Genomic DNA, 12,236 nt, shown 5'->3' with positions numbered 1-12,236 from the left:
ACCCTGAATGACTATTTCTGGTTGCGATTGATGAATTCAGCCATGTTGTCTTTGGTGATCAGCTGGTAAGGGACGTCGATGACCTTTTCCACTTTTTCGCCATTGGCCAGCTTAATAGCGGCATCTACCGCGCCTTCGCCCTGCCCTTTGGCATCCTGGAAAATCGTGGCGATCATCTTGCCGTTTTTAAGCATTTGCAGGGCATCTGGCGTTCCGTCCACCCCGGCAATCAGGATATGGTTGGGGTTTTTCCCCAGCGCCTGCAGCGCGCCGATGGCCATTTCATCGTTATTGGAGGCGATCGCCTGAATGTCTTCGCCGCTGGTCATCCAGTTGCTGACTACGTCAACGGCGTCGTTACGCATAAATTTGGCGGTCTGCTTCTGCACGATTTTGATATCGGGGTATTTCGCCACCACCTCTTCGACCCCTTTGGTCCGGTCGCGGGTCGATTCATTCGCCAGGTCGCCGAGCAGAATGGCGACGTTGCCCTTGCCGTTCATCGCTTTGGCTAGCGCTTCCATCTGTAAGCGCCCCGCCAGCACGGAGTCGGAGCCGACGTAGGCCATTTTATCGGTCAGCTGCGCCTGCGGACGACGGTTAACGAAGATCAGCGGAATGCCCGCTTTGGTCGCCTGGTCCATAATCGGTTTGACCGCGTTGGTATCGACCGGGTTAACGATAATGGCGTCGACGCCCTGGCCAATAAAATTCTGCACCTGCTGTAGCTGCTGCGAGACGTCGCCCTTCGCATCTTCCATCTGGGACTTCACGCCCTCTTTTTGCATCTCTTTTTGCATGGCGGTGCGCAGAATGGTCAGGAAGTTGTCATCAAAAAGCGCCATAGAAACACCGACCGAAATATCTTTCGCCATCACGACCGCTGGCAGCATGCAGGCTATCAAAGAGGCAACAACCGTTTTCTTGATATTCATAGTTGATCCTTTATTCACAGGTACATCGGTTAGGTAAGGTAAAATGAAAAATTAGTTTCATTAATTGTGCATTAAGCGCCTGCTTTTTCAGCGTTTCGGAAAAACAGGCTTCGCGCTACGTCATTTTTTAATGCCGACCGCCATCACAAAATTCAGTTGTTTTAAAATGATTTTCTGAAACATCAGTCCATTTATCACGAGGTGAAAATTACAGACCGTTTATTTCATTAACAACACATATGAAACGTTTATAAGTAAATAACCGAAATGAAAATTTTAAAACTGCGTGTTAACAGAACTTTGACACACATCTAACATTGACGCATAAATGCGCAAAAAATGAGAGGCAGGCGACGGTTTGCCGCCCGGCGCGGCGATAGCGGCAGCGGTTTAAAACGGGACAGGAGATACGGTGTAAAAAGGGATGTAGCCCGGCAGGCCGCGGGCGCTCAGTCGACGTTTTCAGCGCTATAGAGGATAAACTCGACCTTGCCGTCACGAAAGAGATGGGGCTGATAGCCGGTTTCCAGGTGGCGCAGGGCCAGCTCCACCGCCAGCCTGGCATGCTGATGAGGATTTTGATCGACCGTCAACGCCATCCCACCCTGCGCCAGCTGTTCGCGGGTGGTGCTATAGCGTTCATGAGTAATCCAACAGCACTTACCATAACGGCGATGGCGGGCCAGCGCCTGCGCCACCAGACTATTGCCCAGACCGGTATTGTAGATGCCCACCGCGTCGCGGTTACGGTTCAGGGCTTCTTCCAGCAAACGGTCGATCCGCTGCCGGTTATCCTCACCCGCCAGCACCTCACCAAGCTGCAGATGCGGAAAGCGCTGGCTTATCACCTCGCGAAATCCCTGAATCCGGGAGCGGTGGGCGCTGAAATCCTGACGACCGCAGAGCATCAACACTTCCCCGGGCTGATGGGCCATCAGCCCCATCATCATGCCCGCGGTACGTCCCGCCTGCTGCTGATCGATTCCCACATGGCAAAGCCTCTGCGCGCCGGGCAGGTCGGTGACCAGCGTAATTACCGGTACGTTTGCTTCGCGACACTGGCGCAGGGCTTCATAGACCAGCGGATGTTCGTTGCCGAAGACAATTATCGCATGGCGCTTTTTACTGCTGCGAAGAAGGCTTTTCGCCAGTTTTTCCGGGGAGGATTCCGCCACCAGCGTGCGGTGCAGCGTCAGTCGGCGATAGCCAAGGCTATCCGCCACGTCGGCGAAATCCTGCGTCAGGCGAGAGAAAAAGCGCGAGTCGTTAGCGCTCAGGAACACTTCGATTTGCCACGGCAGACGACGTTCTTCCGGCAAAATACGCTTTAAACCGGCTTCACGCGCCGCCTGCAGCACCCGGCGCGTGGTTTCCGGCGACACGCCGCCGCGTTCGTTAAGCACCCGGTCAACCGTCGCCACGCCCACGCCGATCCGTTTAGCCAGCGCCGCCAGTGAAATGCTTTTCATCGTTCCCCTCACCCATGATGGAAATCCATCAAAACGCCCGTGTTGGTCAGTGTAGCAAACAGATTAATTTGGCAACGCTAAATCCCTCTTTCTGGAGAACAAAATGACCTGCATTCGTTTTGCGTTATTAGGCAGCGGTTTTATAGGCCAGGTTCACGCCGCCAACCTCGCTCGCCATGAGCGAACCGTTCTGGCCATGGTGGCAGACGCCAAGCCCGAGCGGGCGAAAACGCTGGCCTCCCGCTACGGCGCGCGGGCAACCACCGTCGCCGAGGCCATCAGTAGCGATGCCATTGATGCGGTGCTCATCGCCAGCTCGACCCCTTCACATGCGGAACTGCTGGAGGCCGCAGCGCGCGCCGGGAAGGCCGTTTACTGCGAAAAACCGATCGACCTTTCGCTGGCCCGTGCGCGCCAGGTTGTCGACAGGGTTTTGCCGCTCGGCGTGCCGGTGACCGTGGGCTTTAACCGCCGCTTTGACGCCAGCCACCAGCAGCTGCGTCGCCAGGTCGAGGCTGGCGTTATCGGTAAAATTGAACTGGTGCAGATGGTGTGCCGGGCATCGGTTATGCCGCCGCTGGCGTATCTGCGCAGCTCCGGCGGCCAGATGCGCGACCAGGCAATCCACTTTTTCGATCTGCTGCGTTTTCTTACCGGCGATGAAGTGACAACGGTTGCCGCCATGGGAGAGGCGCTGGCGCTGCCGGAGCTCGCCGGGATCGGCGATGTCGATACCTCCATTCTCATGCTGCGGATGCGCGGCGGCGCGCTGGCGCAGCTGGACAACACCCGGCGCACCGGCCACGGCTACGATGAACGCATCAGCCTGCTCGGCCCGGAGGGCGTACTGGAGTCCGGCAGTCAGGCCTCGCGCGGCGTGACGCTGTGGCAGGGAGCGCGCTGCATTCAGCCCGGCCTCTATCCGGACTGGTTCAGCCGCGTCGAGGAGTCGTACTACGCGCATCTGGATGCTTTTGTCCGCTCGTCAGGCGGAGAAGAGGAGCCGGACCTGCCGGGGCTGCTGGACGGGCTGCGGGCGCAGGCTATCGCCGAAGCCGCCGTGCTTTCCCTGCAGCAAGGGCAATTTGTCAGCGTCGAACCGCTGGCGTAAAAAAGCCCCGTATGCGGTCGGCATACGGGGCAACGGCGCGCCGTTAACGCTCCTCGTTAAATATTACGCCAATCTGCCGCCGCACTTCATCCATGACGCTCAGGTTTTCCAGAACTCTGGTCAGCGGGCGAATCGGCGAATCCGTGAGCCCTTGCCCCACGCACCAGGCAAAATGTTCGGCCTGATAAAACAGCTGGTCGTAGCGGTTGCGCGGCTCTTCCCAGCGCAGTACCTGTCCCCCCTGGCTGGCGGCGAGGGTAAAATTCCCCGGCGCATAGAATTGCCCGTCAAGGACCAGGGTCGCGTCGCGCCCGGCCACCACCGCGCCGCCCGGCGTATTGCTGAATAGCGTGGTGTTGAGCAATCCCTGTAAGCCGTTTTCCCAGTTAAACAGCATCGAAATTTGCCCATTGATGCCCCTTTGGGCGGGGCGCCCGCGGGCGACAATGTCCTGCGGCACGCCGCCGACCATCACGCTGAATGAGGTCAGATAGCTGCCGAGATCCATCATCGGTCCACCGGCAAGATCGGCATTAAAAATGCGATGATCCGGAGTAAAATATTCACCGTGATCGGCGAGCAGCGTATGCAGATCGCCCAGCGCGCCGTCATCCAGCAGCTGGCGAATCACGTCATATTTCGGCGCGTAATCGCACCACATCGCCTCCATCGCCAGCTTCCCCTGTTTCAGGGCTTCTGCTTTTAGCGCCGCGCCTTCCCGCCGGTTCAGCGCAAACGGCTTTTCAATCAGTACATGTTTGCCCGCCTGCAGAACCCGCAGCCCGTCCGGGAAGTGGTGGTTATGCGGGGTGGCAACGTAAACCGCATCAATATCCGGTCGCGCCAGCATCTCGTCCACCTGAGCGTAAGCCTGCGGAATCCCCCAGCGGGCGGCAAAGCTATCGGCCTTTTGTTGCGTCCGCGAGGAGACGGCAACCACCCGCTGGCGGCTGAGCTCTTTTAACGATTTCACAAAGCGCTCGGCAATCCAGCCGGGGCCAATAATGGCCCAGCGCAGCGAGGGGATCGCCGCAGCGGCAGGATGGCGCGGTTTCGGTAACTGTGACGGGAACATAGCGGCTCCTTATTTTTATGGGTCTGGCGAGACACTATAAGCAGGCGCTGGAAGGACAAATATCGAATTGATGATGGAATTCCATCATCAATAAATTGCTTGTCAAAATAGCGGGAGTCGCAGATAGTCCGCTGCGACTTATCACTCTCAAGGAATCAGAAATGATAAAAAGTTCGTGGCGTAAAATTGCAATGCTAGCCGCCGCCGTTCCGCTGCTGCTGGCGAGCGGCGCACTGTGGGCCAGTACCGATGCTATCCATCAGAAGCTGACAGATCTCGAGAAGCGTTCAGGCGGCAGGTTGGGCGTGGCGCTAATCAACACGGCAGATAATTCTCAAATCTTATATCGCGGCGACGAGCGTTTTGCCATGTGCAGCACCAGTAAAGTGATGGCCGCCGCCGCGGTATTAAAACAGAGCGAAAGCAATAAAGAGGTGGTAAATAAAAGGCTGGAGATTAACGCAGCCGATTTGGTGGTCTGGAGTCCGATTACCGAAAAACATCTCCAGAGCGGAATGACGCTGGCTGAGCTAAGCGCGGCGACGCTGCAATATAGCGACAATACGGCGATGAATCTGATCATCGGCTACCTTGGCGGGCCGGAAAAAGTCACCGCCTTCGCCCGCAGTATCGGCGATGCCACCTTTCGTCTCGATCGTACGGAGCCCACGCTGAATACCGCCATCCCGGGCGATGAGCGTGATACCAGCACGCCGCTGGCGATGGCTGAAAGCCTGCGCAAGCTGACGCTTGGCGATGCGCTGGGCGAACAGCAACGCGCCCAGTTAGTCACCTGGCTGAAAGGCAATACCACCGGCGGGCAAAGCATTCGCGCGGGCCTGCCTGAAAGCTGGGTGGTCGGCGATAAAACCGGCGCCGGAGATTACGGCACCACCAATGATATTGCGGTTATCTGGCCGGAAGATCACGCTCCGCTGATATTAGTCACCTACTTTACCCAGCCGCAGCAGGATGCGAAAAACCGCAAAGAGGTGTTAGCCGCAGCGGCAAAAATCGTGACCGAAGGGCTTTAAGCCGGGAACAGGCCCGTTCTGCAACACTCTGTACTCTGCTCCCGGGGGCGGCGCTCAACGCGCCTTGCCGGGCTACGGGTTCATTGCCGTCTGCGGACCGGGAGCCCCCATAATTCACCGCCGTCTGCGGGCCGGTAACCACCATGATTCACCGACGTCTGCCGTTGGGTAGCCCGGACAGATGCGCAGCATCGCCTCCGGGAAATTCAGCCACTCCGCACTCTGCTCCCGTGGGCGGCGCTTAACGCGCCGCCTCCGGGACAGCCTGAACAGACAGCCGCCAAATATTAGTCGGTGATTTTAAACGTCAGCGCATAACCGCTGGTTTTACCTTCATCACGCGCGCCGCCCATCTGATAGACCCGCACCGTATATTGACCGCTGACGGCCAGACGCTGCTCAAAGGTATCTCCGCTCATTGAACCGTTATAAATGGAATTATTATCAGGCGCGATAACATTAAAATAAGGATGCGGCCACGGGCTCGTCATGCTGATATGCATCATCTGGCCCGCTTTCGCCATCAGCGTAAAATCATTGACATCGTTCCCGGTCACGGTACTTTTTATTATCGTACCGCTGCTGCCTTTATCAAAATGGACGGCATTACTGTTTATTTTATCACTTGCCATTGATAACACTGACGCTAATAAATAACTTGCACAGATCACGCTGCCAACAATTAGCTTTATTTTTTTCATTTAATTAACACCTTATGTTTTTTATGCGCGCTGTTATAGCATATAAGATGCATGGAGTAAGCTACTTCTAAATAGAGTCCCGTATTTAAGGTTTAAAATCCGGAGCGGTATTTTAAAAAATCGCTATGCCTGTTCATCAGAAAAGGGGGAAATTTCGTACGTAATACAGCCTCGGAGATCGCTGCGATATTTTTCCTAATCGCAATCCTGCTTCCTTATAACCTGCTGTAAGGCAGCGGGTTAGCTCTTGATGAAATGCGAGTGCAGGATGAAAGTCGCTTTGCAAGTGCTAAAAAACCCCGGCAGGCCGGGGTTTTGCTTTCACGCCACGCAATCACTTCTGCGGGCGCATTGCCGGGAACAGGATCACGTCGCGGATGGTATGGCTGTTGGTAAACAGCATTACCATGCGGTCGATACCAATGCCCAGGCCAGCGGTCGGCGGCAGGCCATATTCCAGCGCGGTGACGTAGTCTTCGTCATAGAACATCGCTTCGTCATCCCCCGCCGCTTTGGCGTTGACCTGATCCTGGAAACGCTGCGCCTGGTCTTCCGCATCGTTAAGCTCGCTAAAGCCGTTGCCGATTTCACGCCCGCCGATAAAGAACTCGAAGCGGTCGGTGATTTCCGGGTTCACGTCGTTACGGCGCGCCAGCGGCGAAACCTCCGCCGGATACTCGGTGATAAAGGTCGGCTGGATCAGATGCGCTTCCGCGACTTCATCGAAAATTTCGGTGACGATACGCCCCAGTCCCCAGCTCTTCTCAACGTGAATACCGATGGATTCCGCCAGCGCTTTTGCCGCATCGAAGTTATCCAGATCCGCCATCTCGGTTTCCGGACGGTATTTCTTGATCGCTTCGCGCATGGTCAGTTTTTCAAACGGTTTGCCGAAGTCGAACACCTGGTCGCCGTACGGCACTTCGGTTTTACCCAGCACGGTCTGCGCCAGCGTGCGGAACAGAGACTCGGTCAGTTCGATCAGATCTTTATAATCCGCATAGGCCATATAGAGTTCCATCATGGTGAACTCTGGGTTATGACGTACGGAAATACCTTCGTTACGGAAGTTACGGTTGATCTCGAATACCCGTTCAAAGCCGCCGACCACCAGCCGTTTCAGATACAGCTCCGGCGCGATGCGCAGATACATATCCAGATCGAGCGCATTATGATGGGTGATAAACGGACGCGCGGAAGCGCCGCCGGGGATCACCTGCATCATCGGGGTTTCCACTTCCATAAAGCCGCGCGCAACCATGAACTGACGCATGGCGGCGAGGATCTGCGAACGCACCTTGAAGGTGTGGCGCGACTCTTCGTTGGAAATCAGATCCAGATAGCGCTGACGATAGCGCGCTTCCTGATCCTGCAGGCCGTGAAACTTGTCCGGCAGCGGGCGCAATGCCTTGGTCAGCAGGCGCAGCTCGGTACAGTGAATGGAGAGTTCGCCGGTCTGGGTTTTAAACAGCTTACCGCGGGCGGCGATGATGTCGCCGAGATCCCATTTCTTAAACTGTTCGTTGTAGACGCCTTCCGCCAGATCGTCGCGCGCGACGTACAGCTGAATGCGGCCGCCGACGTCCTGTAAAGTAACGAAAGAGGCTTTACCCATTATACGGCGAGTCATCATGCGGCCAGCCACGGAGACCTCGACGTTCAGAGAGGTGAGCTCGTCGTTTTCCTTACCATCGAACTCCGCATGAAGCTGGTCAGAAGTGTGGTCACGGCGAAAATCGTTCGGGAACGCCACGCCCTGCTCGCGCAGCGCGGCCAGTTTTTCACGACGGGTTTTCAGTTCATTATTAAGGTCAATTGCCTCATCGGCACCTTGTGCTTGTTGTTCAGACATGTTGGTTCCTCATAACCCTGCTTGCAAACTTGCTTCGATAATTGAACCAGGTGCTATCCAGCGCGGCCTGTCCCGGTGACGACACCAAAGAACAATCTTCAGGAGCCTGGCTTCAATTCCGGCTGATTTCACTCAGCCATCGCTTCAGTAACACTTTTTTATCTTCGGCTTCCGCGCTCGCCAGAATATCCTCCTCCTGTTCAGTAAAGGGTGCAAGGAGCGGCTTGTCGCTCCGCTGTTGAGATTGCCGATCCCCGGCTCGCGGCGTAAACGCCTTAGCCGGGCTACCAGGCAGCACAATTTTGTCGCCCCGGTAAGCGCAGCGCGACCGGGGGGAGATTTCCCGCAAAGCCGCATCTGTCGCCAGCCGAAGGCTAGGCGCCGCCTCCGGGAAGCTCACCGGCGGCCGCGCGGCGTTTGCCAACGCTGAACGCGGCGGCGAAGGCGACGACGACAATGATCGCCACGCAGCCCAGCGTCCATTCGCCCATCTGCGCAAAGAAGTGCTGATACGCGGCAATTGCCGTATCGCTGATTTGCGACTCGGTGGTCTGCTGGGCGACGACGCCCGCCAGCCAGTTAGCGACCGCGCCGGTCGCCAGCATATAAATGCCGGTCAGCATGCCGGTAACGCCGGGCATATTGAGGCGGGTGATCTGCGCCATCGCCACCGGGTCAATAAACAGTTCGGCAAAGCCCATCAGCGCCAGTCCGGCCACCATCATGCCCATCGATGCCTGCCCTTGCGCCGCGCCGTGGCGTGCGTTAAGCGCCAGCAGCATAAAGCCGCAGCCCATCAGCACCAGGCCAAAGGCGAACTTCAGCCATACGCGCAGCGCCGAGCGCACGGAACCTTCCGGACGCATCAACCACGCCAGTACGACGCCCGCCGCCATCACCGCCACGGCGTTAACCGACTGGAAGAGCGCGGTCGGCACTTCAATATTCAGCAAGCGGCGGTTCACAAAGTGGTCGATGAACAGGCTAATCGAGCTCCCGCCCTGCTGCGCCAGAACCCAGAACAGGGTACCGGCCAGCATCAGCAGAACGATCTGCCACAGCGCGCGGCGATGTTCCGGGGATTTGACCATAATGCGGGCTACCATCTGGGCGGCGAACACGCAAACTATCGCCAGCAGGTAGCCGGACCAGTTATTTTCCAGCAACAGCGTAAAGAACACCGGCGCAACGCAGAGCATCACCACCAGCCAGCCCCAGGTCGGCAGCACAAACTTCACCGTCCGCAGCGCCTGTTTATCGACGCCGCGGGTATCACGGAAGTAGCGGCTACCGCTGAGGAAGATCATCAGGCCGACAAACATGCCGATCCCCGCCAGCGCAAAGCCGATATGCCAACCGTACCACTGCGCCGCCAGCCCGCAGGCGATGGGCGCGGCGATGGAGCCGACGTTACCGGCGGCGTACAGCAGCGAGAAACCGCCATCGCGGCGCCGATCGTCAACGGCATAGAGTTCGCCCAGCAGGCAGCTGATGTTGGATTTGAACAAGCCGTAGCCGCAGATAATGATCGCCAGCGCGAGATACAGGCTCCAGGTGGAAGTGGATTCGACGCCCAGCACCACGTGGCCAAGCGTCATTAACAGCGCGCCGGCAATCACCGCCGTGCGGTTGCCGAGCAGGCGGTCGGCAAGCCAGCCGCCGAGAATAGGAGTGACGTACACCAGAGAGGCGTAAGCGCTGAACAGGCTGATGGCATGGCTGTCATCAAAGCCGAGCTGATGGGTGAGATAGAGGATAAGCAAGGCACGCATGCCGTAAAAGCTGAAATATTCCCAGATTTGGATCGCAACGATGTAATAAATCGCGCGCGGCTGTGAGGGTGTTTTCATATGTTCTCCTTGCAGCGTGAAAAAAGGGAAGTGGCAAGCCACTTCCCTGTTGTGCATCGATTATTTGTTGTTTTCTTCTTTCAGCACTTTAACGGTGTAACGACCATCCGCCTGACGATAGGCGCCGTGGATATCGGTTTCAAAGCCCGGGTAGTGGGCGCCGATTTCGCACAGCATCTGCAGGAACTCCAGCACCGGACGGCTCTCTTCGGTGATCATTTCACCCGGCATGACCAGCGGCACTCCCGGAGGATACGGCAGGATCATGTTGGCGTTAACGCGACCCACCATCTCTTCGAGATACACCTCTTCGGTCTGACCGTGCAGCTCTTTCTGGAACGCGGCGTACGGCGTGATCACCATGGTCGGCAGCACTTCGAACGCGCGGAACATCAGGTCCGGCAGGTTGTGATGCTCAATCAATTTGTGAATGTTCTGCGCCAGTTCCTGAACGCGCATGTTTTCGTAGAATTCAGGATCTTCACGATACAGCGACGGCAGCATGTTTTTCACCCGCAGGTTCAGGTCGAACGCGCGTTTGAAATCGGTCAGCGCGCGCAGCAGGCTCAGCGCTTTGGTTTTATCGATACCGATACTGAACAGGAACAGCAGGTTGTACGGGCCGGTTTTTTCGACCACGATACCGTGCTCGTCGAGATACTTCGCCACGATGCTGGCCGGAATACCGAACTCATCCATGGTGCCGTCTTTCTTCATCCCCGGGGTCAGCAAGGTGACTTTAATCGGGTCGAGATACATGTGCTCGTTGTCGATGTTTTTGAAACCGTGCCATGCGCTGTCGGAACGCAGCGGCCAGCATTCAGGACCATCGATATGTTCCGGCTGCCAGACGTCGAAGAACCAGCCGTCGGACTCGCCTTTCAGACGTTTGATCTCTTTACGGAACTTGATAGAACGTTCGATAGAGCCGTCGATCAGGCGCTTACCGGCGTTGCCTTTCATCATCGCCGCCGCGGTTTCCGTAGAAGCCACCACGCCGTAGTGCGGAGACGTTGTGGTGTGCATCATGTAGGCTTCGTTAAAGGTTTCTTCGTTAACGTCGCCTTTGACGTGGATCATCGAAGCCTGAGAGAACGCCGCCAGCAATTTGTGCGTGGACTGGGTTTCATAAATCACTTTGCCTTCAACGCGGCCGCCGCTCATCCCGCATTTGCCTTCATAAATCGGCGAGAAGTTGGTGTAAGGCACCCACGCGGAGTCAAAGTGGATGGATTTCACATCCAGGGTTTTCTTGATGTAGTCCGTGTTGTACAGCAGACCATCATAGGTGGAGTTGGTGATCACCGCGTGCACCGGCCAGGTCGCGTTCGGGGTTTCTTTTACGCGCTTCGCGATGGTCGCATGCTGGAATTCGCTCTGCGGAATACCGCCGAGGATACCGTAGGCGTTACGCGTCGGGCGGAAGTAGATTGGCGTAATGTCGCTCATCATCATCAGATGGGTCAGCGATTTATGGCAGTTACGGTCAATCAGTACGGTGCTACCTGCTGGCGCAGAGTACATCCCGACGATTTTGTTAGCGGTAGAGGTCCCGTTCGTCACCATGTAGCTGCGTTCCGCGTTGAAGACGCGAGCGATGTACTCTTCCGCTTCTTTGTGCGGGCCGCTGTGGTCCAACAGAGAACCAAGTTCAGATACCGAAATGGAGATATCGGATTTCATGGTATTGGAACCAAAGAAATCGTAGAAGATGCTGCCGACCGGGCTTTTCTGGAACGCGGTACCGCCCATATGGCCTGGCGTACAGAAGGTATATTTGCCTTCACGTACGTATTTAAACAGCGCTTTGGTCAGCGGCGGCAGAATGGTGTCGATATACTCGTCAGTATTCTGTTTGATTTTGTTCGCAATATCTTCCGCGGCGCCCAGCGCATATTCGAAGAAGCGAACCTGCATCCGCAGATCGTTGAGACTGACGTCCAGCGTTGAGTAAGTATTTGCAAAGGCATACAGCGGCATATATTCGTTCATTTTGCTGATGTCTTCGCACAGTTCGAGATTGTATTTATCCCAGTCGAAGATAACGCCGCACAGACGCGCATTGTTTTCGATAAGTTTTAATAAGTCTTCACGGTCGTTCGGGTAGACAATACGGAAGTCCAGGCGTTCGAGGGCGCGATGCAGTTCACGGATGGGTTCTTCTTTGAAGTAGACACCCATGTGATTCATGATTGCGATAACGTTCATA

General features: G+C 56.4%; 9 protein-coding genes. 2 read left to right on the top strand and 7 right to left on the bottom strand.

From position 1 onward, the window contains the following. Positions 1-11 precede the first annotated feature (11 nt). The gene (locus KO1_RS05530; RefSeq protein WP_004099858.1) at positions 12-935 is read right to left on the bottom strand and encodes a sugar ABC transporter substrate-binding protein; all 924 of its coding nucleotides are present in this window, start codon (positions 933-935) and stop codon (positions 12-14) included. A 449-nt stretch (positions 936-1,384) separates the two neighbouring features. Next, a complete protein-coding gene (locus KO1_RS05525; protein WP_004099857.1) occupies positions 1,385-2,404 on the bottom strand; it encodes a LacI family DNA-binding transcriptional regulator in 1,020 nt (339 codons plus the stop codon). 103 nt (positions 2,405-2,507) lie between these two features. Here KO1_RS05525 and KO1_RS05520 point away from each other — a divergent pair, with 103 nt between their 5' ends. Beyond that, positions 2,508-3,515, top strand: a complete 1,008-nt coding sequence (locus KO1_RS05520; RefSeq protein WP_024273868.1) for a Gfo/Idh/MocA family oxidoreductase — start codon at positions 2,508-2,510, stop codon at positions 3,513-3,515. 43 nt (positions 3,516-3,558) lie between these two features. On the opposite strand, the gene KO1_RS05515 is transcribed toward KO1_RS05520, so the two are convergent. Beyond that, a complete protein-coding gene (locus KO1_RS05515) occupies positions 3,559-4,590 on the bottom strand; it encodes a Gfo/Idh/MocA family protein (RefSeq protein ID WP_004111092.1) in 1,032 nt (343 codons plus the stop codon). Positions 4,591-4,751: 161 nt separating this feature from the next. Between KO1_RS05515 and KO1_RS05510 the strand changes: the two genes are divergently transcribed. Further along, on the top strand, positions 4,752-5,624 hold the full coding sequence (locus tag KO1_RS05510) for an extended-spectrum class A beta-lactamase OXY-2-2 (protein WP_023329386.1): 873 nt from the start codon (positions 4,752-4,754) through the stop codon (positions 5,622-5,624). A gap of 287 nt (positions 5,625-5,911) precedes the next feature. On the opposite strand, the gene KO1_RS05505 is transcribed toward KO1_RS05510, so the two are convergent. The 4 genes from KO1_RS05505 to cadA all read right to left on the bottom strand — a co-directional run bounded on the left by KO1_RS05505 (position 5,912) and on the right by cadA (position 12,235). Further along, positions 5,912-6,325, bottom strand: coding sequence for a hypothetical protein (locus tag KO1_RS05505; protein ID WP_016808759.1), 414 nt, complete (start codon positions 6,323-6,325; stop codon positions 5,912-5,914). A 334-nt stretch (positions 6,326-6,659) separates the two neighbouring features. Next, positions 6,660-8,177: a lysine--tRNA ligase gene (gene lysS / locus KO1_RS05500; RefSeq protein ID WP_016808758.1), complete on the bottom strand. Its 1,518-nt coding sequence runs from the start codon at positions 8,175-8,177 to the stop codon at positions 6,660-6,662. Positions 8,178-8,551: 374 nt separating this feature from the next. Beyond that, complete coding sequence (dtpD, locus tag KO1_RS05495; RefSeq protein ID WP_004099848.1) at positions 8,552-10,027, bottom strand: dipeptide permease DtpD; 1,476 nt, start codon at positions 10,025-10,027, stop codon at positions 8,552-8,554. Between the two features lie 60 nt (positions 10,028-10,087). Continuing rightward, a complete protein-coding gene (gene cadA / locus KO1_RS05490) occupies positions 10,088-12,235 on the bottom strand; it encodes a lysine decarboxylase CadA (protein WP_004099846.1) in 2,148 nt (715 codons plus the stop codon). Between the last annotated feature and the right edge of the window lies 1 nt (position 12,236).

The organism is Klebsiella oxytoca NBRC 105695 (assembly GCF_001598695.1).
Taxonomy (GTDB): Bacteria; Pseudomonadota; Gammaproteobacteria; order Enterobacterales; family Enterobacteriaceae; genus Klebsiella; species Klebsiella oxytoca.
This window is presented reverse-complemented; position numbering and strand designations above follow the sequence as displayed.

Bases quoted from the DNA above. Each gene is read 5' to 3' on its own strand.
- KO1_RS05530 (WP_004099858.1), bottom strand. From the start codon at position 935: ATGAATATCAAGAAAACGGTTGTTGCCTCTTTGATAGCCTGCATGCTG.
- KO1_RS05525 (WP_004099857.1), bottom strand. From the start codon at position 2,404: ATGAAAAGCATTTCACTGGCGGCGCTGGCTAAACGGATCGGCGTGGGC.
- KO1_RS05520 (WP_024273868.1), top strand. From the start codon at position 2,508: ATGACCTGCATTCGTTTTGCGTTATTAGGCAGCGGTTTTATAGGCCAG.
- KO1_RS05515 (WP_004111092.1), bottom strand. From the start codon at position 4,590: ATGTTCCCGTCACAGTTACCGAAACCGCGCCATCCTGCCGCTGCGGCG.
- KO1_RS05510 (WP_023329386.1), top strand. From the start codon at position 4,752: ATGATAAAAAGTTCGTGGCGTAAAATTGCAATGCTAGCCGCCGCCGTT.
- KO1_RS05505 (WP_016808759.1), bottom strand. From the start codon at position 6,325: ATGAAAAAAATAAAGCTAATTGTTGGCAGCGTGATCTGTGCAAGTTAT.
- lysS (WP_016808758.1), bottom strand. From the start codon at position 8,177: ATGTCTGAACAACAAGCACAAGGTGCCGATGAGGCAATTGACCTTAAT.
- dtpD (WP_004099848.1), bottom strand. From the start codon at position 10,027: ATGAAAACACCCTCACAGCCGCGCGCGATTTATTACATCGTTGCGATC.
- cadA (WP_004099846.1), bottom strand. From the start codon at position 12,235: ATGAACGTTATCGCAATCATGAATCACATGGGTGTCTACTTCAAAGAA.